Below are 22,838 nucleotides of genomic sequence, written 5' to 3'. Positions count from 1 at the left end.
TTTTCCTCTCTATTGAAAATACTTAGTAACATCAAAAAATACAATAACTAACATCAATACAAGCAAAAATATCATCCCAATCATATGTATTTTTTCTTCTATTTTTTTATTTACTTTTATTCCAAAAAATTCAGGAATGACAAATATCAGTCTTCCCCCATCAAGCGCTGGAATTGGAAGCAAGTTCATAATTCCAATATTTATGGAAATTAATACAAATACTCCAAGCATGGCAAAAATCCCTCCTTGCCCATAAGCCTCGCCAACTATCTTAGGAAGTCCTACAGGCCCTGTCATCTCCTTCATTGCCACTTTTCCTGTTATAAGCATTCTCACACCATCAAGTGTCATTTTAAAATAATCTCCAAACATAGAAAAACTAATTTTTACTCTTTCTCCAAATGTTGATTTTTGGCTTAACAGATGTACTCCAAGTATGTTTCCCTTTACTTCCTTGTTGTAAGTTAATTTTACATTTTCAGTAATTTCCTTATTATCTCTCAAGATTTTTAGAGCTATATCTTCATTTTTATAATTTTTACTAATTTCTCCAATTCTTTTTGTCATTTCACTCCAATTGGATATATTTTTACCATTAATTGCCAAAATCTTATCATTTACCTTCAATCTTCCATTTACTTTTGAACTTTGCTCAACTCCTCCAACTATAGCTTGAGAATATTTAGGCGGCAGCACTCCTGCTACTGAAAGAATTATAAATAATACTACCAATGCAGAGATAAAGTTCATCACAACTCCCGCAATCAGCACAACAAATCTGCTAAATGGCGACTTTGCAAAAAATCCATTTTTTTGAATATTTTCCTGTCTCTTTAATTCCTTTTCTACAACCTTGCTAAGCCTTCTTTCCACTTCATCAACAAATATTTCATCTTCAATTTCATTATCATTATACTTGTTACCTGTTTCATTTTTCAATTCCTCAATAATTTCATCCATTTTTTCCTTCTTAAATACTTCCAAATCAAACCTTTCAGGCTGCATTCCCTCAATATTAACAAATCCTCCTAAAGGTAAAATTCTGATTGAATAAGTCGTCTCATTCTTTTTTAACGAAAAAATCTTTGGCCCCATTCCAATCGCAAACTCAGTAACAGGCATCCCAAAATATTTAGCCGTTGCAAAATGCCCCAATTCATGCAAAAATACAATTAATCCCAAAATTACTATTGTAAAAATTATTCCCATTTATCTATTCTCCTACTTTTCTTTTGTTTTCATATTTATTTCAAGCTATTTTATAGTAAAACTTATTTAAAACTAAACTCAAAAGCTATAACTATTTTACTCAAACCATAAATTTATATAATTTTAGCAGTTTAATTTAAAATAGGTTTAAGTATAATTAATAATTTCTTTTTATAAATCTATTAAAAAATACTGCTTTAAATGAGAAAATATCTCAAAAAAAACAGCTAAATTTTAAAACTTAACACAATATTTTAATATTTAATTATAACAAGTTACTGTCTCTTGACTCTTCTCCTAATGAAGCATCAATATCTTCATAGTCAATTCCAACTGGAATAGAAGTTAAAACTTTATCAGTAACTTTTGATAGATGAGCATTCATTGCATATGCCGCTCCACTTACAAAATCTATTACTCTTTGTCCCACTTCATATTCTAAAAATTCCAAACTGAATGTTACAACTTTATTTTCTTTTATTGCATCTGCAATTAATCTTGAATCTTCAAAAACTTTCGGTCTTATAATCGAAACATAGCTTACTTTAGACGATGGCATCTTTACAATTTCCTCCTTTTTTCCTACACCAAAAAGACTTCCTATTCCTTTTTTCTCTTCTGGCTGTTTTTCTTGTTCTACACGATTTACTGCTACTTTTTGCTGAGCTTTAGACTGCTGATTTTGCTGTGGCTGTTCTACTGCCATTTCTTTTCTTTCATCATTTGACAACTCTTCAGATAACTCATCATCATCATCTTCAATATCATCGCCAAAAAATTCCATTAATTTTCTTTTAAGTCCCAAAGCATAACCTCCTATTCAAATAATTTACTTCCTATTCTAATTATTGTCGCACCATTTTTCAATGCTTCAATATAGTCATTCGACATTCCCATGGAAAGTTCGGTAATATAATTATATTTTTTTTGATATTCTTCCTTTAACTCTCTCATATTTGAAAAATAACTGTTTATTTCCTTTTCTGAAGCTTCATACGGAGCCATTGTCATAAAACCTGCTATTTTTACGTTACTCATAGAAAAATATTTTTCACTATCCTTTTTAAAGTTTTCAATATAAATTCCTGTTTTGGATTCTTCCCTTGAAACATTAATTTGAACCAATCCATTTATAATTTTGGAATTTTCAATAGCTTTTTTATTTATTTCTTCTAAAAGTTCATAAGAATCAATCGAATGTATTAAATTCACACTATTAATTATATACTTTATTTTATTTTTTTGCAACCTTCCAATAAAATCCCATTTGATATTTTTATATTTTTCATCTGAAAATTCATTTAGCTTGTCCCGATAAAGCTGAGCCCGATTTTCACCAAAATAATCATAACCCATATCAATTATAGCCTTATGCTTTTCCACGTCAAAATATTTACTAACAAACAAAATTTTTACTTTTTCAGGATACGGCGAATATTTTTTTATATCTTCAAAAATTTTATTATAATTTTGCTGAATTTTTACATTATCAAGTTCCATTCCTGCTCCTTTTGACTTGCTACATATTTTACAATAACACTATTATAACCTTTTTTTCAAATAAATTCAACAAATACATCATTTGCAAGCAACATTCCTCTTTTTGTTAATCTAAGCCTTATTTCATAAGCATTTTCTACTATATTTTCATTCAAATCTTCATTATTTTTAACTTTATTTTTTATTTCTTTTTCTTTTGTTACAATATTTTTTTCAGCTTTTCCAATATTTTTATCTAAAAACTCAACTTTTTTCACAACAAATTTTTCAAGTAGTCCATTTTTTATAAGTTTTTCAACTTTCACATTCTCAAAATATTCAATTCCCTCTTGAATTAATCTTAGTCCCAGCATTTTTTTCAGTTTTTCACTTTCGATTTCATCTACAATTTCAATTGTATTTTCATCAATCGGCAAATTTCCGCTATCAATTAAATCATAATATTTCTTAAATGTTCTTACATTACTATGTCTATTTCCACTATAATAGCTAGCAGCACTCATTCCTACACCAACAAATTTTATATTTCTCCAATATTTCAAATTGTGTCTTCCACTATTTTTCTGTTTTTTCTTAATTATTTCAAAATCTTCCACATTTTTCAATATTTCTTCATTATTTTTAATTTCTGAAAAATTTTGAAAACCTATTTTATTTTCTAAATCACAATTTTCACTAATATTTTTATTTTGCTTAAAATTCCCATCAATCCGTGCAAAATTTGATATTTCGTAATGACAATACCTATTTTCATTAAAAAACTCAATAATCATCTCATACATCTGAGCTTCTACATCCTGATCAATTTCCGACAAAATCCCCTTTTGCAATTTACTCCAGAAAACAGTCCCTTCCTCCCAGATAAGCGAGTAAATTGACACATTTTCAGGCTTTAATTCTTTCAAAATATTCAAATCCTTCTGCAGATCCTCAATACTTTGATTAGGAATTCCAAACATCAAATCCACAGTTATATTCTCAAATCCAGCTTCTCTAGCCATTTTATACACACTTATCGCATCTTCTGAACTATGCTGTCTTCCAATAAATTTTAAAACGTGATTCTGAAAGCTCTGTATACCAATACTTAATCTGTTTATCCCAATTTCCCGAATTTCCTTCAATTTTTCCAAAGTCATATCCGTTGGATTTAATTCCAAAGTAATTTCAGCATTTTCGCTCCACTCCAGTTCATCCATTATTTCTCTTATCATCTCAACTGGCAGTAATGATGGCGTTCCACCACCAAAATAAATCGTATCATACTTATATTTGGGATACATTCTCATTTCCCTAATCAAATAATCTACATATTTTCTATATTCTTTCTCCATATTAATATACGTACAAAAATCACAATATTCGCATTTTTTGTCACAAAATGGGATATGAATGTATATCGCATCAATATTTTTCTCTTTTATTTTTTCCATACTTTATTCTTTCCACAAATTCTCTCTAAAAATTTTATTATTTTTTTTATTATAAAATATCTATAGCTTTCTAATAAAAAAGATCAGGAAAACTAAACTTTTGCCAAAAAATTAGACATTTAGTTTAAGTAATCTTCTGATCTCTTTAAAAAATTATAATCCTAAAAATTTTGAAAATTCTTCCATTGTTTTATCAAGTTTTGCTTTTACATTTTCATTTGAATCTGCATTTACACTAAAATAGAATTTGATTTTTGGCTCTGTTCCAGATGGACGGGCTGTAATGTAAGTATCATCTTCCAGAACAAATTGTAAAACGTTTTCTTTTGGTAATTTTATTTCAGTTTCTGCTCCTGTTTCCAAGTTGTATTCCTTATGTGAAAAGAAATCACGTTTAATTTTAATCTTTTTACCAATCAACTGGTCTTTTACATTTTCTCTCAAATTAGTCATAAGAGCAGCCATTTGTTCAATTCCATCTTTTCCTTTAAGCGTTACAGATTTTATTCCTTCTAGATAATATCCAAATTCTTTATATAATTTTTGCAATTCTTCGTAAATTGAACTTCCGATTGAATCATAGTAAGTAGCCATTTCAGCGATTACCATTGAAGTTACCAACGCATCTTTATCTCTTGCATGTGTTCCAATCAAATATCCGTAACTTTCCTCAAATCCAAATAAATATGTTCCATCCAATTCCTTGTTTTCAAATTGTCTAATTTTTTCTCCAATATATTTAAATCCTGTCAATGTTTTCATAACTCCAACATTTTTTGAAGGTGCAACTACATCAATCATCGGTGTAGAAACAACTGTTGTTATAACTTTTGCATTTGCAGGAATGTCTTTTTTATTGTTTAAAAGATATTGCAGTAACAATAATCCAACTTGGTTTCCATTTGGATAATACCATTCATTTTTATCATCTTTTACAGCAATACCTATTCTATCTGCATCAGGATCGTTTGCCATAACTATTTTTGCCCCAATTTCATCAGCTAATTTTACTCCAAGCTTAAATGCCGCTTTTTCTTCAGGATTTGCATAAGTTACAGTTGGAAAGTTCCCGTCTGGCTCAATTTGTTCCTTCACAACTTCAAAATTGTACCCAAAATCAGATAAAATACGTTTCATTGGACGTCCACCAGTTCCATGAAGTGGAGTGTAAACTATTTTAAAGTTTTCTTTCCCTGGAATATCTGTTTTTAAAGTTTGTGTTTTTATTGCATCTAAATAATCATCATCAATTTTTCCATCCAATTGGATAATTAATCCTTTTTCTCTTCCTTCTGCTTCAGAAATTACTTTAATTTCTTCAAGAGTCTGAATTTTATTAACTTCAGCAACAATCGCAGGTGCATGAGGATCTACAACTTGAGCTCCATCATCCCAGTAAACCTTGTATCCGTTATATTCCACAGGGTTATGTGACGCAGTTACGACAATCCCAGCCATAGTACCTTTATATCTTACCCCAAATGACAATTCAGGCGTAGAACGCAAGTCTTCATAAATATATGCCTTAATTCCGTTAGCAGCCATAACTCTTGCAGTATTCAATGCATATTCCCTTGAACCAATTCTACAGTCGTGAGCAATTATAATTCCTTTTTCTTTTGCCAATTTTTCATTGAATTTCAGCATATAATTTGCAAGCCCTTGAGTTGCTTTTCTAATTACATATTTATTAATTCTGTTAGTTCCAATCCCACGAACACCTCTAATTCCACCAGTTCCAAAGCTCAAATCCTTAAAAAATCTATCTTCGATTTCCTTTTCATTTCCAGCTAAACTTCTTAACTCTTCCTTGTCTTTTTCATCAACAGCTTCTGAATTTAACCAGTATTCATATTTTTTCATATATTCCATGGTATGCCTCCTAAAAATTTTTATTTAAACAATTTTAACTTTTAATATTTTTGCAGTTTATTTTAAACTAAATATCTCCAAAAATTTTCTATTCTATATTAATTTTACCATATTTATCTAATTTAACAAATATCTAAAAGGAAAAAATTACAATTTTTTTACTAAAATTAAAACTAGCACAAAAAACATCACAATAATATTCACAACAAACGGTAAAAAAGGGTTAAAATTTAATAAATACCCTGAAAGAAGCGAACCAATTGCAGTTCCAAGAGAACCTACTGCAGAAGCGACTCCTAATATTTTTCCCTGATTTTCTTTATATCTCTGAGCAATAATAGTATTTCCAAGAGAACGTACAATTTCATAAGTCATTGTATAAAAAGCCATCAAAAGATATGGAGTTACACCAAATTTAACTCTAAATAAAATAATTGCCATCAATATTATTCCAACAAAAATCAAAAATTTATAAATACTTTTTTCCTTAAATTTTTTCAACAGTTTTCCCAGCAAAAATGCAGTTCCAAAAAAAGCAAGCAATGACGAACACATAACAAAAGTTCCAATTGTATCAGAAGAAACTTTTTCATAAAATTTCAAAAAATAGTTTAAAGCACTTCCATAAGAATAAATTCCTATTCCTGAAAGTAAAATTATAAGACAGAAGAACTTGGAATAACCATCTAACTCCTTAATATATCTAAAGGTTGCAAATGGATTTAAGTCCTTTTTACTTTTCTCTTCCAAATCGTCATTCTTTTTCACAATTTCCTTCATAATCAGTAAAATAATTATTGAAACAATGCTTCCACCAATAAACTGTAGTGCAAAGGAAGTTCTCGGATCATTAGTAACAGTTGCAGCATATCCTCCTATTTTCTGCCCAATTGCTCCACCGATTACAGTTGCAGAACTTACTTTTGCAATATTTTTTGCTTTCTCGCCTTTTTCAGAAAGCTGACTCACATATCCAAATGCCACGGCATATGTTCCTCCGGATGCAAATCCCGAAATCATACGTGCCAAAAATATAAACGGTAAATTTACCCCAAACCCAAAAATAAGTTGTGACATTCCATAACAAACTGGCATAAACACAAATATTCTCTTCATCCCAACTTTATCTGCTAAGGCCCCCAAATAAGGCGAAGAAATAAACATCGCTGTACTCATAAACGCCAGAAGTTCTCCCGAAATACTCTTCTTCCACCCTCTCAGTTCAATTAGTGCAGGTGTAGCGGGATGCCCTAAATTATAAACAATAATGCATAAAAACATTAATATTATCATCTTATTAATATTTTTCTTCATTTTTTCATCTCCTTTCTTTTTTTTATATCTCAAATATTAAATTTATCTTTAATAATTTAGATAAGTCATTTTTTCTATTTTATACTTTAAATCATTCTATAGTTATTTTTATCATAAATTATATTAATTAGCATATTTTATTTAATTTAAAGTTTGCTCTAAAAACCAAACAGTTATTTTCCTTCTAACAAATTTTCCGTACTTTTAGTTTCAATTAAACTTTCAGTCATCAAATAGTTGTAGTCGAATAAATAAAAGCTCCGTCGGTTTATTAAAACAAAAAAATTATACTTTAATTATTTTAAAATACTAAGTTTTTATCCTTTATTATAAAATTTTATAATATACTCAAACCTATTTAAAATTAAACTACTAAAAATTATATAAATTTAGGGTTTGAGTAAAATAGTCATAACTTTTGAGTTTTGTTTTAAATCAGTTTTACTATAAATTCATTTTTTAAATGAGGTTTAGTATAAATCATTCAGAATACAATTATAGAATTAATTATGAAAAAATAAAAAACCAGACATTACTCTGGTTTTCATAAAACATTTATTCAAAATTTTTATTTTTAGAATAATCCTGGAATACTTACTCCACCAGTAACTACTTCCATTTCTTTTTCAGCCATTTCTTCAGCTTTGTCTAAAATTTCATTTACTGCATTTATGATTAGGTCTGAAACAATTGTTGCGTCATTTTCTTCAATTGCATCTTTTAATACATCTAATGAAATTGATAAATCTACAATTTTTTTCTGTCCATTTGCTTTTACCGTAATTCCTCCACCAGCAACAGATGTTTCTACGAATTTATCTTTTAATCCTTCTTGAATTTTTAACATTTCTTGTTGCATCACTTGAGCTTGTTTGATTATATCCTGTTGATTTCCACCAGATTTATTTCCTGCTCCTTTTATTTTTCTAACCATAGTTGATAATTCCTCCTGCGAATTATAATTTGATATTTATAATAATTTTTATTTTTATAAAAAAAAATGGTGGAGAGGGAAGGATTCGAACCTTCGAAGGCTGAGCCGGCAGATTTACAGTCTGATCCCTTTGGCCACTCGGGAACCTCTCCACAACATTCTAAATTTTAAATAGTGGTGCCGCTTGTCGGACTCGAACCAACCACCTACTGATTACAAGTCAGTTGCTCTACCAGATGAGCTAAAGCGGCATTAAATGGCGGAAGTGACGAGACTCGAACTCGCGACATCTTGCGTGACAGGCAAGCACTCTAACCAACTGAGCTACACCTCCATAATGGTGGTCACAATTGGGATCGAACCAATGACCCCCTGCTTGTAAGGCAGGTGCTCTCCCAGCTGAGCTATGCGACCATAAATATTCACCATTTAATATTTTAATTATTCAATTTTAAACTTGGTACGGCCTAGGGGGATCGAACCCCTGTTACCGGGATGAAAACCCGAGGTCCTAACCACTAGACGAAGGCCGCACATTCATTCCCTTATTTGTTATTATCACTAACAGACAAGAAATATAATATCATATTTGATTTTATTTGTCAACAATTTTTTTTGAAAAAATTGGGTTTCTTGAAAATCAATATTTTTTTACATTTTTATCACTATTATTTTCTGTAGACCATTTAATTCATTTTCAACTTCACCATCTGCTGTTATTTTCATAGTAACTCTGCTTGAGTAATTTTTTTCTAATATTTCTATACCAAATTTTTCGCTATTTGCGCTTAAAAATGCCTCTATTTCTGAAGTATATTCATAGTCATAATCTAATATAAAAATATTTTTTTCTACATATTCTATAATTTGTGCTTCATTAACAGCAAGTTTTGCAGTTTTGGCATAATTTCTTATAAGTCCACCAGCTCCCAGCTTTACTCCTCCAAAATATCTTGTAGCAACTAATGCCACATTATACACATCCAAAATATTCAGTATTTCCGCCATTGGTTTTCCTGCTGTATTGCTCGGTTCTCCATCATCATTGTACTTAAAATACTCCTGCCCATTTTCCATTACTCTGTAAAGCGGCACATTATGAGTTGCGTTTGGATGCATTTTTTTTATAGAATCAATAAATTTTTCTGCTTCAGTTACTGTCGAAACTGGCTTAATGTAGCCAATAAATTTTGATTTTTTTTCTTCAAATTCAATGATTGTTTCTTTTGCTACAGTTTTCAACTTTTCCTCCTTTCGTTCTATAAATTTAAAATGATATTTATTATGTTATCATAAAAATAAAACTCAGACAACCTATTTTTGCAATCAAGTTCATCTGAGTTTCTATAATTTCTTATTGAGTTACTGGCTGTATCTGCACATATCCTTCCAACTGCTTAAATTTATTTGTACTCACGAATTTCTTCTATATTCTTTTATAATCTGCATCTATCAGCTTTTTATATGATTTTTATTTTGAGTCTTCCCATTTCTTTCTTTTTCCTTTTTTCTCTCATTTTTCAAAACTTCATCTAGTAGCTTGATTACTCTTGTATTTTCAAATTCTTTTCGATATTTTGATACCACATTATCATCAGCAACAGAAAGCATTTGGGCAACCGCAAGATACAATGCCAGCTCTGACTGTTCGTTAAAATAAACGTCTTCATAGCTCACATCTTTTGTCGAAACATTGTCAAGATAATATTTTACAGCATTTTCTATTCCATAGTTCATCATATTTTTTGCTATTTTTACTTCTGCGATTTTTAATTTAAATCCTCTTATATAGTCATCTGGAATCCCAAACTCCTTTTGATTTTTCGGAATTTTAAAATAATTAATTATTCGTTCATATTTACTAATTTCTTGTTTTTGAGTATCTAGGGTTTCCTTTCCGTTATCAAGAATCTCCTTTACACTTTCACTATAAGTTTGTGTATTTTCTAATACTTCTTCCTTATCTGAATCATCTTTTTTATCCTTATTTTCAATAATTCCCTTTTTATTATCGTATAAAAATCCATTAGGCAAATCATTTGCCTCATTATTAGTTTTATCTTCCTCTTCAGTCAAATAGTCACCTAATGTTTCAATAAACATTACCATATCCAGATTCTCGCTCAATGTGTCAACAAGCTCCATCACTGCCGAATTTTTATAGTAACGTTTTATAAGATTGTAATAAAATTTTGCTTTTTTTTCATCGCCTTTTAGTTTGTAATAGGTAAATTCGTTTGAAAGTTTATCAAATCTCGTTGAATAAGGAGCAATTTTATCCATATATTCCCTTGCTTTTTTAAAGTCCTTCTTTCCTCCTACTATGTAGGCTCCTACAAGAACTGATCCTAATGTTTCATTTCTTTCATCTTTTTCATAAATTTCCTTTAATTTCAAAAGGTTATCATTTTCATGCCCATCTTCTGTAAAAAAATTTTTTTCATCTTTAATATCATATTCAAATTTTATTGTTTCATCAATAACACTTTGCTTTATACCAATTTTTGAAAGCCTGTCCTGTATAAGTTCAGCTCTAGTATATGCTGGTAATTCGTATCCTAAAGAAAAAAATACTGGCAATGATAATGATACAAAAATTTTTTTCATAAACTTTCTCCTCTTTCCTAATTTACCATTTTTGATAAGAAATCCTTGTCCTTTTCAGTTTCAGCCTGGATTTTCTTAGCAATCCAAGTATCTTCCAATTTTGCTCCATTGCTTATTTTTAACAAATCTTCTTTTATTTCCTCATTCATTATCACAACATTAAAGTAAAGTATAACTTCAGCCCTTAAATTATAATTTTGTATTTCTTCACTTATATTCTCATTCACAATATTTTCAAGATACTCTGCAACAGCAGTTTTTACCTCTCCTTTATCAAATAAATTACGGATTTTATTCAAATAATAAGTCAATTTCATAAAATAGTATTCTTCATCAGAAACTCCGATTTTTCGTCTTTCGCTCTCATTTTTTAATAATTTCAAAACTTTTTCTGTAAGCATCTGTTTTTCTTCAAAGTTCTTTGCCACAAAAATTTTTGCTAATGTTACTACTACTGTATCTTTATATTTTTTAGGAATTTCATCCATATATTTTTCAAAATTTGACATATCTCCCTTATCTAGAGCGTACATCATTTTTGAAAAAGTTTTTTCGTATTCATAAGGTGTATACTTTACAAATAAGTCAAGATATTTTTTATAATCTCCACTTATTTTAGATTCAAAAATAGTAATTAGAGCTTGAGCAGCTATATAGTTTCTCTCATCCTTCTGAAGAAGTTTTTCAAGTTTTGCCACTCTTTCACGAATAATTTTTTCATCATTTTCAAAATATTCTGTATCTCTAATTTCATAATCCAAAGCTATCGTTTCATCAATTAAAGCCTGTTTTATACCAAGCTTTGATAAAGTTTCTTGAATTTTTTCCTTTTGTGTAAATCCATACACCTCAAAATTTATTGCAAAAAATATTCCTAAAATCAAAAATAATTTTTTCATCTTTACCACATCCTTAAACTTTGATAAAAATACCTTTTCTAATATTTAAACTTACCTTCAAAATTGTAATACTATATTATATCCCATATTTTTGATTTTCAAAATTTTTTATTGAATTTTCTTATAATTTTTTTAAAAAGTTAAGTTAATATCTATTCCTGCAAGTTTCAAAAAAAAATCCACAATTACTAAGAAACCTTGTGTTAAACGAGAGCCGCTAAAATAAACAATTACAAATATAATTAAAATTCCATATCTTTCAATTTTATTATAAAACTCTCTAATTTTATTTCCCGAAAAAGAATAAACTATTCTACCTCCATCAAGCGGAGTTATTGGTATCAAGTTGAACAGTCCAAGCAAAAGGTTTATTACATAAACATAAATCATGACTGTCATAAAAATATTATCCATATCCAGGTATTTACTACCTAGTTTTAAAAATACAAGTGAAATTCCTGCAAGAATAAAGTTTACTACTATTCCAGCAACTGCAACACAGAATAGTCCTAGCCGATGCGGTCTTAAATTATAAAAATTAACTGGAACAGGCTTTGCCCATCCTACCAAAAATTTGAATCCGCTCAAAAGTATAAGAACTGGTAGAATTATTCCTGTCAAATCAATATGTTTAAGAGGATTTAGGGTAATTCTTCCTTCTCTTTTGGCAGTATCATCACCAAATTTATATGCCACATATCCGTGCGCCACTTCGTGAAGAGTCATTGATATTACAAATACCAAAAGTGAAATTATCATATCCCTTGAAATTTCTACCACAAAAAAAATCCTTGCAATAAAATAAATAATAATAGCAGCAATAATCCCCAGTTTTATTTCTGAATATTGGGGATTTAAAACCTTAAACCTGTCATAATAATTTTTTACTATTTTCACAAAACTTCCTTTCCAAAATTGCAGGTCTTTCGTCCTATTCCTGCCACATTTCTCTTTTACTCCTCTTCAATCCCCACTTTCGCTTCTTTTTTCCAAAACGATATACCAATTTTTAGTTTATGTATTCCAGACTTTTTCATGCTTTCTTTCATTTATATTTAAAAGCCTCTTTTATATTAACTGATAAATACTTCTTATTTTCAACTCTCCTAACTTTTTTCAAATTCATAACCCAAGTTTATTTTTATTTAAGCTAATTATACCAAATTTCATAAAAAATAACAAAGAATTTTAAAAAAATAAATAAAAAATATATGGAGTACCAAAATTGATACTCCAACTAACCTTTTTTATTACATTTTTGTTTTTACTATTTTTTGAACATTCCAGTAACTTTATCTGCTAATCCCTTAGCTCCTTCTACTGTTTTGTCTACTGCTTCTTCAGCGCCTTTTTTCACATCTTGTACAATTTTATTATTTGCAGCTTTTTCTGCTAAATCTTTTGCACCTTCCACAGTTTTACCTAGAACATCTTCTGTTCCTTTTTTAATATTCTGAGCAACTTCGCTTCCTGCAATTTCCTTTGTTTTGTCAGCAGCCTTGTCAGCTAAGTCTTTTGCTCCGTCTACTGTTTTTTTAAGAGCATCTTCTGCTCCTTTTTTCAAATCATCAAAATTCATAATTCTTTCCTCCATTTTTTTATTATTTATAATTATTAACTAATTATCTTATTCCACAGTTACTGATTTTGCCAAGTTTCTTGGTTTATCAACATCATTTCCTTTTAATTTTGATAAATAATATGCCAATAACTGATGAATTACGATTGTAGGAAATCCTGCATAGTCATCTTCTACATTTGGAATATAGAACACTTCATCAGCCACTTCTTCTACAACTGTATTTCCTTCTTTTGCAATCGCAATAACATAAGCTCCTCTTGAGGTAACTTCTTTTATATTTGATACTGATTTTTCAAACAAGTCCGATTGTGTAACATTTACAACAACTGGCACTCCATCTGTAATTAGTGCTATAGTTCCGTGTTTTAATTCTCCAGAGGCAAAAGCTTCTGAATGAATATATGAAATTTCTTTAGATTTTAATGCACCTTCTACAGCAATTACATAGTCAAGCCCACGTCCAAGATAGAACATGCTTTCATTATCTTTAATCTTATCTGCAACATCTTTTATTTTTTCATTATATTCCAGCATTTTCTGAATGCTTTGTTCCACTTCATATAATTTCTTAATGTTCTCAGTAGCTTCATCTTTTGTAATTTTTCCAAATTTATATGCAAAGTCTATTGCCATCAAGTATAAAATAACCATCTGAGTTGTATACGCCTTTGTAGAGGCAACAGCAATTTCAGGCCCTGCCCAAGTGTAAATAACATGGTCTGCTTCCCTTGCTATCGAAGAACCAACTACATTTGTAATTGCAACGACTCTTGCTCCATGTCTTTTTGCCTCTTTCATAGCTTCAAGTGTATCTAAAGTTTCTCCAGACTGGCTTAACACAATAACTAAAGCATTATCATTAATTACAGGATTTCTATATCTAAATTCTGATGCAATGTCGACATCCACACGGATTCTTGTTTTTTTCTCAATAATATGCTTTCCAACAAGCCCAGCATGGTAAGCGGTCCCACAGGCTACAATATAAATATCGTTAATTCCTTCCAAATATTCCTTTGTAAGCCCTGCATCATCAAAATTAATGTTATAATTTTCGTCAACTCTGCTGTTCAAAGTTTTTATAAGCACTTCTGGCTGTTCAAAAATTTCTTTTTCCATAAAATACTCATATCCACCTTTAGAAGCAGCTTCCAAATCCCACTCAATATGAGTTACATCTCTTTTTATCTCATTTCCGTCTACATCCATAATTTTTACAGAGTCTTTTTTTATTTCCACAATTTCATTATTTTCAATCAAATATACATCTCTAGTATATTTCAAAATTGCAGGAATATCCGACGCAATAAAGTTTTCTCCATCTCCAAGCCCTACAATAAGCGGACTTTCCTTTCTTGCCGCAATAATTCTGTCAGGCTCGTTTACAGACATAATCCCAAGTGCATATGCACCTTTTATAACTTTTAACAATTTCTTTACTGTTTCAATCAAGTCTCCAGTATAAAGTTCATCTAACAAGTGAGCCACAACTTCTGTATCAGTTTCTGACTTAAACTCATATCCTTTTGCAACTAAATCTTTTTTTAATTCCAGATAATTTTCAATGATTCCATTATGAACAACAACTAATGTTTTATCCTTGTTAAAATGAGGATGTGAATTTTCATCAGATGGCTTACCATGTGTTGCCCATCTTGTATGTCCTATCGCAACTGTCCCTAAAAGCGGATGTTTTTCTAGTTCATCAGCTAGATTCTGCAATCTTCCCACTTTTTTTACAATCTCAAATTTCTCATTTCCAGTATTAACAGCAATTCCAGCTGAATCATATCCTCTGTACTCCAACTTTTCTAACCCGTCAATAACAAATTCCTGAGCATTTTTAGCTCCAATGTAACCTACAATTCCACACATAATTTTCTCCTTCAATAATATAAAATTACTAGAAAATGCTACTATAATACCTTTGTAACTCCAATTACTCAGAATTTTTGTGTATCATTAAGGTTGTAACCACCTAAAGAGCATCCGCCGATAATTCGATAACTCTTTTCCCTCGTCTCCTTTTAAAGCAATATTTTTCCTATTAATTATCCCAAAAGGACTGGCGCTTTTCAATTTTTATTTTCTAGTTCAAATGATTATATCAAATTTTTTATATTTTTTCAATACATTGCTTTGATTTAAAAGAAAGTAAATTGTATAGATGTCAAACATTTGTTACAAAAATATATTAAAAAAATATTTCTTTCCTAATGTATCTTTAACCTACTGATTTTCCTTGTACTCTTTTAATACTTCATTTGGACTCTTAAAGCCCAGTACTTTTCTTGATATGTTGTTGTATCTTGTATTGTATTTCCTTATTGCCCTTAACAGTTCTTCCTTGCTTTTAAATTTCTTGTCTGCATAGTACTTGCTGTCAAGCCTGTGGCTTCTTTCCACTTTTCCATTCTCCCATGGCGAATATGGACGGGTTGTCACGTACTCTATCCCCTTCTCCTCCAGTTTCAGCTCAAACAGTGTTTTCTTATCACTTTCAGAATTTGTGAACTCTTTCCCATTATCTGTCTGAACTTTCTTTATGTCAAATCCCAGCTCCCTTTCCAAGTTCTCTAGAAACTTTGCAGTCTGATAGGTGCTTTTTTCATCTGCTATCCTTAACACTCTTTTTCTTGTATATTCATCTAATGCTGTTATTTGATAATACTTCTGGTCACGTGTTCCAAACTGTATGCATTCTTCTGGAACATATTTTATGTCTATCTGCACTCTTTCCCAGGTACTTCGCCTGTTCAACTTTCTTTTTTCTTTTATGCTGCTTTTTAGGCTTTTCTTTGGCATTGCCCTTCATTTTCCTTATTATCTTGCACATTGAATCGTATGTACGGCTGTAGCCTTCCTTTCTTGCTTTAACATAGACTTCTGCCAGCCCTTCATAGCCAAATTTCCTGTACTTTTTCATAACCAGCTCTATTTCTTCTTGCGTGTGCTGGTTTGGGTGGCCTTTAGGTCTTCTGCTTTTTGGCAGAAGAGACTGGACTGTTCCGTCGTATCTGTCTCTCCAACGTTTTATCTGCTGACGTGATGTCTTATACTTCACTGCTGCCTTTGAATTATTATTATGTTTTATTGCATACTCAATTGCCCGTTGACGAACACGGTATATTTCTGATATACTACTCATATGAAAGGTTTCTCCTTAATGTGGTTTGGTAGATTTACATTATATCAGAAACCTTTCTTTTTTTGTATATTCTTGTCACATATGTATTATCTCACAACATTGCTTTGATTTAAAAGAAAGTAAATATTAAAAGCGAACTAAGTAAGCGTCATCCCACTCTGCTTACCTCATAGAGAGATTTAACTGTTACAATAAGGATTTTATTTCCAAGTATCTCTTAATAATTTAACCTCTTTAATCCAATAGTAATAACTATTTTTATTAATTTTCTAAAGTTTTAAGTACACTACAACTCTTTTTTTAATAAAGTTTGAAATGTTTGTAATGTTATGATATACTAAAGATATAATCTTAAAAACATAAAACCATTTTGGAGGAAAAGAAAAAATGAAAAATAAATTTAAAATAGTTATCTTGACAGCATTATGCACACTTGCGTTGTCTTGTGGAAATAGTAACGGAGGTAAAGTACTATTTGAATCGTCAGACAAAAAAATAAAAGTTTATGAAAAGGAAGTTAATAACGAACTGGAAAAAAGTCTATTTTCTAGTGGAATTTCTGAAAAAGAACTTACTCCTGAGCAAATTACACAAATGAAACATTCTATTATTAAAAATATCGCTCTAAACAGAGCTCTTGCCTTAAAAGCAAAAGAAAAAAAACTTGATAAAGACAAGAAATATACACAAAGCCAAGAAATTTTACAGGAACAATTACTGGCAAGTCTTGCAACATTAAGTGAAATCAACGAAAGAGCCAAAATTACAGATGCTGATGCTAAAGCTGCCTACGACGCCAACCAAGCTAGTTTTACACAACCTGAAGATTCAGTGCGATTGCAAGTTATAGTATTCCAGCCTACTGATACAGCAAAAGCTGAGCAGGCATTAAAGGAAGCTGTTGCAAATCCTAATAATTTTACTGCCTACGTAAATCAATACAATCCTGGAACTGAACAAAACGGACAAACACAATCAATTCTTCTAAGTCAGTTAGCAAGCCGATTTGGTTCAGTAAGTGAAGCTATCAAGGATGTTAAGGCAGGACAGGTTGTTAACAAAGTTGTAAATGATGGAAAAAGTTTGTATGTCGTGAAAGTTCTTGAAAGAAATCCTAAAGGACTGATACCTTTTGAAAGTGTTAAAGAAGGTATCAAAACTCAATTAAGAAATCAGAAAAGACAGATTGAACAACAAACTTACCTAAAATCAATTTCTGATGAATTTAAATTATCAAATATGGATGAAGCATTAAAAAATATTAAATAATCTAAAACTTTTAAAAATTTGGAAAGGAGCTGTTTTAAATAGATATAAATTTATAACATCTATTTTTGACAGCTTATTTGATGTAAAAACTACAGTAAACTTTAAACCCAAGCTTCAAGTTAATTATTTAATCTTACAGAAGCTTGATATTAAAAAGTTTTATCATATCTCAAAAGGAGGTTTTTTGTGAAAATTTTGAAATATTTATTAAGTCTTATATTAATAGCTTTGGTTATGCTGCTCTTTGGCGTGATGTTTTCCAGCAATATTGTCACATATATGACAAAATCAAAAAATTCGGAATTTGAAAATGTAAAATTTTCTGTAAGAAACAGTGAAATGACTTTCGATAATTTTGTAGTCAATGGAAAAAGTCTTGGAAAAGGTCGAGCTACAGTTGGCATTGTACAAAGCGGACTATTTAACCTTGTACCAAAATTAACATTATCTAATTTGAAATTGGATGATGTAAATCTTGAAAGCATATATAAAGAAAAAAATTCTCAGATTGACACTTTTACTGAAAAAATAAATTCTCTTACTTCTCAAGAAAAATCTGACAAGACAACTGCAGATTTTATCAAGGAAACAACTGATAAGGTTACAACATTGTCAAATAATACAAACAACCTTATTAACAGCAAATGGAAAGAGAATATTGAAAAAATTAATGTTCTGAAAAAAGACTATGTAGGGCTTACAGACTTGAAGAGCAAAGCTCAAAAAATTGTAGAATTAAATAACGAAATTAAGCCATTAATAAAATCTATCAATTCTGAAAAAGAAAACATTGAAAAAAATATTTCTGAAATTGAGCTTGAAAGGGATATTGCACTTGCAAATGTTTCTGATAATTTGACTAAGCTTGAAAAAGAGATTTCATTGAATGATTTTAACAATAATTCTAACAATAATGTTCAAAATATGAATCTATATATATTCCTAGACAAAGGAAAAAATTTAGAAACTTCATTAAATACAGCTTTAAAAGCTACTTCCCTTATAAAAGAAATAAAGGATTTGAACATAAGAATTTCGGATATAAATATTAATGATGGTAAAATTGCGGTTAAAGGGCTAAATGGAAACAACTCGCAGATAAATGGAGAAGTTTTACTGGAAAATAATTCAAAAGCATTGATAAAAGGGATTAATAATGGTTATGAAATTATTTATAACAAAGATAATTTCACTTCCAAAACTTTATTTGCAATCAATAAAATAAGTTCTCTTATTGAATATTCAAAAAATGATTTACTTGAAGGAAGAATTGTAAAACTTGCCTCAGAGCTTATTTTAGAAAACAGCAATTTCAAAAATTTAAATCATACTGTATTAACTGATGAGGAAAAAACACTACTGACTCAAAAAATTGAAAACCTAAGAAATAATAATTATCAGCAAATTATGTCTAAATATGAAGAAGATAACAAAAATATCGAAACATTAATTGATAATGTATATGTCCAAAAAAATAAACTTGATAAACTTCAAAGAGACTTGCTATCACTGGGAACAATTATCACATTTGAACAGACAGCCAATGAAACTGCTGAAAATAATAGTCAAAATAATAATTCTACTATTAATGTTTTAAGTAATCCAAGCTCTGTCAATAGCAATAACAGTAACACAAATAATAATACAGAAAAACAAAATAGCAATAAGAACACTAGCAAAATTAATATTGGAAATAAATAAAAGTTTTTAGGCATACCAAGATTGATATGCCTTATTTTTTAAAATATTATTTGTATAGTAAAATCATTTAGAAAGGAATTTTTTATGTTATTAAGTATAAAAAATGTTTCAAAAAAATATAATAACGGAACAAATGCCTTGAAAAATATTTCATTCGATGTGGAAAAAGGAGAATTTATATCGGTTATTGGTCCATCAGGTTCTGGAAAATCAACATTACTTAGAAGTATCAACAAAATGATTGATATTTCACAAGGTTCAATTTTATTTGAAGATAAAAATATTGAGAGCTTGAAAAAAACACAAATAGAACTTGTAAGACGAGAAATTGGAATGATTTTTCAAAGTTATAATCTTGTGGAAAGGCTAACTGTTATTGAAAACGTACTTCATGGACGGCTTGGTTATAAATCAATAATTGCTGGAATATTGGGTATTTATTCAGAGGAAGAAAAAAAAGAAGCTTTTAGCTTTCTAGAAAGAGTAAATATGACTAAATATGCTTATCAAAAATGTAGTGAACTTTCAGGCGGACAAAAGCAACGTGTCGGTATTGCAAGGGCAATCATGCAAAAACCAAAATTACTTCTTTGTGATGAGCCAATCGCCTCACTTGATCCAAAAACTGCTGAAAACATAATGGATTATCTAAAAAAAATTGTTACAGAACTAAAAATTACGTGTATTGTAAATCTTCATCAAGTTGACATTGCAAAAAAATATTCAGATAGAATAATTGCACTTAACAAAGGAGAAAAAATTTTTGATGATAAGGCAGAAAAACTTACAGAAAAAATGGTTGAATTTATTTATAAGGATGAAGAATAAATTTGATAAAATAAGGAGATTTTATGAATTTAACAAAAAAAGATATTTTTAAACAGCGATTTTATTCAAAAATTATACTGTTATCAACAATTGTAATACTTTATGGGATTTCATCTATTATTTCAGGCTTCCAAAATGGAATGGCATTTTCTTCAATTCCAGCTGGAATCTTTTGGCTTTTACAAAAATTTATTCCTACACAAAATGCTCTGCAATATTTTCCTGAAATTTTAGATTCAGCATTAAAGACTGTCCTGCTTGCTATAACTTCCACAATGATTTCATCAATTTTTGCCCTTTTTCTTGCAATAATTGGCTCAAATTCGACTGGAATAAATATTTTTACCAAAGTTATAACAAAAGTAATTGCTTCTTTTTTTAGAAATATTCCAATCGTAGCATGGGCATTAATACTGGTATTTTCATTCAAGCAGAGCCAATTTACAGGATTTCTCGCATTATTTCTAATTACGTTTGGCTATCTTACACGTGCCTTTTCTGAAACAATTGATGATGTTGCGGGCGATGTAATTGAAGCCCTAAAATCAGTAGGAGCTTCATACTTTCAAATAATATTTTGTGGAGTTATTCCAAGTGTATCTTCACAACTTGTATCATGGCTTCTTTTCTTTATTGAAACTGGAGTTCGTGAATCAACTTTAGTTGGTATTTTAACAGGAACTGGAATTGGATTTACATTCAGCCTGTATTATAAAAGTTTTCGTTACGATGCCGCAGGACTGGTAATTCTAGTTGTTACCGTTATTGTAATTGGAATAGAAATGCTCTCAAACAAACTTAGAAATGAACTGATGTAAATATCAAACAGAAAGAAGGTGAATATCCTTTGAAAAAAATAAAAATTAGAAAATTTACAAAATCAAGATTCTATCTATACACAACTTTATCTGTTTTGTCAATTATTACAATTTATACATTAACTACAATGGATTTTGATAATGTGAATATTGCTAAAGCAACTGTACATTTTTTTAAAGACTTAAAAACAATGTTCTTTTCCCCAAGATTGTCTGACAGATACACATATAGCCAAGTATTTCTTAGCCTTGCTGTAACAATTGCCCTTGCCGTACTTACCACAATAATCGGCTCATTTATTGCATTGTTTTTTTCGTTTTTTGCAGCTAAAAATTTATCAAGCTCGTATATATCAAAAGCTGTTAAAATAGGAATTACATTTATTCGTGCAATTCCAACAATATTATGGGTTATGGTATTTTCAGTCGTTGCAAATATTGGTGTTGAAGCAGCTATTATTGGTATGGCTTTCCATAGTGTCGCCTACCTTGTAAAAGCCTATTCTGAAAGTATCGAAGAAATAGATAACGGTATTATAGAAGCTCTAAAAGCAACTGGAGCATCATTCTGGAAAATTATTTTTCAAGGAATTTTACCAAGCACTGTAACTTCCATTCTATCCTGGACATTCATCCGTTTTGAGATAAACTTTACAAATGCTGTATTAGTAGGAGCTGCAGCTGGAGCTGGGGGAATTGGTTATGATATGTTTATGGCTGGAACCATGTACTTTGATATAAGAGAAATTGGGGTATTTGTATATCTAATATTTGGTGTAGCAATTATATTGGAATTTATTTCATATTTTTTGAGAAAAAAATATTTAAAAAATTAAATTCATAATTAAGAATAGTAAATAAAAAATCTCTAAAATAGAAATTGTTCTAAATTAGAGATCTTTTTATTTATTAGAATCCGAAACTGTATCCAAAGCTTAATGTAACAAATTTGTTATTAACTTTCGTATTCCATTTATCATATTCATATGTTGTACCTTTAACACCATTAACATTTGTGTGGTAAACTGAACTCATATATGTATTTTCAACTTTACTTCTAATTACATTATAAGACAAATCAACAAAGAAATTTTTGTATTTTAATCCTGTACCAAGTCCATAATACAACCCATTTTTAAATTTATAACTTTCATCTATCCTTCCAGCTGAATCAGGGTATTCTGTAGTATTCTGAGCATATTTTGATTCTAGCTTTCCTGAATTTATTGAATATCCTAAATTAGCTTTTACGTAAGGAACTATATCTTCTGAAGGTGTAGCAAAATTATATCTTGCAGTTGCATAAATTGGAAGAGCATTGAATTTTTTACTTGTTATATTTAATTCTGAGCCATCTTCATCAAGAATTGGTTCACCTACTGCATTTTTCTTAAAGCTGTTTGTCTTATAAAATATACCTCCTCCAACTTCAAATCCTGTTCCTAGATTTCTTCTATATTCTGCACCAAGTTCAAAACCTCTTTTTAATAAATCAAAACTTCCATCTTCATCCTTGATTTTTGCTTTTGAACTGAAATCAAATCCTGCTCTAACATCAACTGTATTTCCTTCAGCAAAAGAAGCTAATGCTGTAATCATAAAAATCGATAAAATTAATTTTTTCATAATAATCCTCCTATTATTTTTTATTTACTTCATTAGTATACCATATATAAATTAAAATTTCAAGAATATTTTTATATACAAATTTATTGTGGGATTTT

Annotated in this window: 19 protein-coding genes, 5 tRNA genes and 1 pseudogene; 5 read left to right on the top strand and 20 right to left on the bottom strand. The window is 29.7% G+C overall.

What is annotated here, in order from left to right:
* Nucleotides 1–9: 9 nt before the first annotated feature.
* The 19 genes and pseudogenes from FVE75_RS00810 to FVE75_RS11895 all read right to left on the bottom strand — a co-directional run bounded on the left by FVE75_RS00810 (nt 10) and on the right by FVE75_RS11895 (nt 16,498).
* The gene (locus FVE75_RS00810; RefSeq protein WP_147004772.1) at nt 10–1,209 is read right to left on the bottom strand and encodes a M50 family metallopeptidase; all 1,200 of its coding nucleotides are present in this window, start codon (nt 1,207–1,209) and stop codon (nt 10–12) included.
* 265 nt (nt 1,210–1,474) lie between these two features.
* Nucleotides 1,475–2,014, bottom strand: a complete 540-nt coding sequence (locus tag FVE75_RS00805; RefSeq protein WP_232052568.1) for a cell division protein SepF — start codon at nt 2,012–2,014, stop codon at nt 1,475–1,477.
* Between the two features lie 11 nt (nt 2,015–2,025).
* Complete coding sequence (locus FVE75_RS00800) at nt 2,026–2,709, bottom strand: YggS family pyridoxal phosphate-dependent enzyme (RefSeq protein WP_147004771.1); 684 nt, start codon at nt 2,707–2,709, stop codon at nt 2,026–2,028.
* Between the two features lie 56 nt (nt 2,710–2,765).
* A complete protein-coding gene (hemW, locus tag FVE75_RS00795) occupies nt 2,766–4,142 on the bottom strand; it encodes a radical SAM family heme chaperone HemW (protein WP_147004770.1) in 1,377 nt (458 codons plus the stop codon).
* A gap of 153 nt (nt 4,143–4,295) precedes the next feature.
* The gene (locus FVE75_RS00790) at nt 4,296–6,014 is read right to left on the bottom strand and encodes a phospho-sugar mutase (protein ID WP_147004769.1); all 1,719 of its coding nucleotides are present in this window, start codon (nt 6,012–6,014) and stop codon (nt 4,296–4,298) included.
* 147 nt (nt 6,015–6,161) lie between these two features.
* Complete coding sequence (locus tag FVE75_RS00785) at nt 6,162–7,328, bottom strand: MFS transporter (protein ID WP_147004768.1); 1,167 nt, start codon at nt 7,326–7,328, stop codon at nt 6,162–6,164.
* A gap of 574 nt (nt 7,329–7,902) precedes the next feature.
* Nucleotides 7,903–8,262: a YbaB/EbfC family nucleoid-associated protein gene (locus FVE75_RS00780; RefSeq protein WP_021743723.1), complete on the bottom strand. Its 360-nt coding sequence runs from the start codon at nt 8,260–8,262 to the stop codon at nt 7,903–7,905.
* Between the two features lie 67 nt (nt 8,263–8,329).
* Nucleotides 8,330–8,414 (bottom strand) — tRNA-Tyr (locus tag FVE75_RS00775).
* Between the two features lie 23 nt (nt 8,415–8,437).
* A tRNA-Thr gene (locus FVE75_RS00770) sits at nt 8,438–8,513 on the bottom strand.
* A gap of 6 nt (nt 8,514–8,519) precedes the next feature.
* A tRNA-Asp gene (locus FVE75_RS00765) sits at nt 8,520–8,596 on the bottom strand.
* Nucleotides 8,597–8,600: 4 nt separating this feature from the next.
* Nucleotides 8,601–8,676 (bottom strand) — tRNA-Val (locus tag FVE75_RS00760).
* A gap of 44 nt (nt 8,677–8,720) precedes the next feature.
* Nucleotides 8,721–8,795: transfer RNA gene (locus tag FVE75_RS00755), tRNA-Glu, on the bottom strand.
* 118 nt (nt 8,796–8,913) lie between these two features.
* On the bottom strand, nt 8,914–9,504 hold the full coding sequence (locus FVE75_RS00750) for an IMPACT family protein (protein WP_147004767.1): 591 nt from the start codon (nt 9,502–9,504) through the stop codon (nt 8,914–8,916).
* 210 nt (nt 9,505–9,714) lie between these two features.
* Nucleotides 9,715–10,869, bottom strand: a complete 1,155-nt coding sequence (locus FVE75_RS00745; protein WP_147004766.1) for a hypothetical protein — start codon at nt 10,867–10,869, stop codon at nt 9,715–9,717.
* A gap of 17 nt (nt 10,870–10,886) precedes the next feature.
* Nucleotides 10,887–11,768 (bottom strand): hypothetical protein, encoded by an 882-nt coding sequence (locus FVE75_RS00740; protein ID WP_147004765.1) that lies wholly within the window; start codon nt 11,766–11,768, stop codon nt 10,887–10,889.
* A 132-nt stretch (nt 11,769–11,900) separates the two neighbouring features.
* Nucleotides 11,901–12,665, bottom strand: a complete 765-nt coding sequence (locus FVE75_RS00735; protein WP_147004764.1) for a site-2 protease family protein — start codon at nt 12,663–12,665, stop codon at nt 11,901–11,903.
* A 370-nt stretch (nt 12,666–13,035) separates the two neighbouring features.
* Nucleotides 13,036–13,347 (bottom strand): hypothetical protein, encoded by a 312-nt coding sequence (locus tag FVE75_RS00730; protein WP_039888993.1) that lies wholly within the window; start codon nt 13,345–13,347, stop codon nt 13,036–13,038.
* A gap of 48 nt (nt 13,348–13,395) precedes the next feature.
* Nucleotides 13,396–15,225: a glutamine--fructose-6-phosphate transaminase (isomerizing) gene (gene glmS / locus FVE75_RS00725; protein ID WP_147004763.1), complete on the bottom strand. Its 1,830-nt coding sequence runs from the start codon at nt 15,223–15,225 to the stop codon at nt 13,396–13,398.
* A 354-nt stretch (nt 15,226–15,579) separates the two neighbouring features.
* Nucleotides 15,580–16,498, bottom strand: a pseudogene (locus FVE75_RS11895) (DDE-type integrase/transposase/recombinase).
* Nucleotides 16,499–16,885: 387 nt separating this feature from the next.
* On the opposite strand from FVE75_RS11895, the gene FVE75_RS00715 reads away from it, so the two are divergent.
* The 5 genes from FVE75_RS00715 to FVE75_RS00695 all read left to right on the top strand — a co-directional run bounded on the left by FVE75_RS00715 (nt 16,886) and on the right by FVE75_RS00695 (nt 21,950).
* A complete protein-coding gene (locus tag FVE75_RS00715) occupies nt 16,886–17,767 on the top strand; it encodes a peptidyl-prolyl cis-trans isomerase (RefSeq protein ID WP_147004762.1) in 882 nt (293 codons plus the stop codon).
* A 186-nt stretch (nt 17,768–17,953) separates the two neighbouring features.
* A complete protein-coding gene (locus FVE75_RS00710) occupies nt 17,954–19,468 on the top strand; it encodes a hypothetical protein (protein ID WP_147004761.1) in 1,515 nt (504 codons plus the stop codon).
* A gap of 84 nt (nt 19,469–19,552) precedes the next feature.
* Nucleotides 19,553–20,296 carry a phosphonate ABC transporter ATP-binding protein gene (gene phnC, locus FVE75_RS00705; RefSeq protein WP_021744166.1) on the top strand — a complete coding sequence of 248 codons (744 nt, stop codon included), beginning with the start codon at nt 19,553–19,555 and terminating at the stop codon, nt 20,294–20,296.
* A 23-nt stretch (nt 20,297–20,319) separates the two neighbouring features.
* Nucleotides 20,320–21,114 carry a PhnE/PtxC family ABC transporter permease gene (locus FVE75_RS00700; RefSeq protein WP_147004760.1) on the top strand — a complete coding sequence of 265 codons (795 nt, stop codon included), beginning with the start codon at nt 20,320–20,322 and terminating at the stop codon, nt 21,112–21,114.
* A 29-nt stretch (nt 21,115–21,143) separates the two neighbouring features.
* A complete protein-coding gene (locus tag FVE75_RS00695) occupies nt 21,144–21,950 on the top strand; it encodes a PhnE/PtxC family ABC transporter permease (RefSeq protein ID WP_172618749.1) in 807 nt (268 codons plus the stop codon).
* A gap of 73 nt (nt 21,951–22,023) precedes the next feature.
* Here FVE75_RS00695 and FVE75_RS00690 read toward each other — a convergent pair whose 3' ends face one another.
* Nucleotides 22,024–22,740 (bottom strand): porin family protein, encoded by a 717-nt coding sequence (locus FVE75_RS00690; RefSeq protein WP_147004758.1) that lies wholly within the window; start codon nt 22,738–22,740, stop codon nt 22,024–22,026.
* Between the last annotated feature and the right edge of the window lie 98 nt (nt 22,741–22,838).

It is taken from the genome of Leptotrichia hongkongensis, from assembly GCF_007990635.1.
Lineage (GTDB): Bacteria > Fusobacteriota > Fusobacteriia > Fusobacteriales > Leptotrichiaceae > Leptotrichia > Leptotrichia hongkongensis.
The sequence above is the reverse complement of the archived record's forward strand: the minus strand, read 5'-3'. Positions and strand labels throughout refer to the sequence as shown.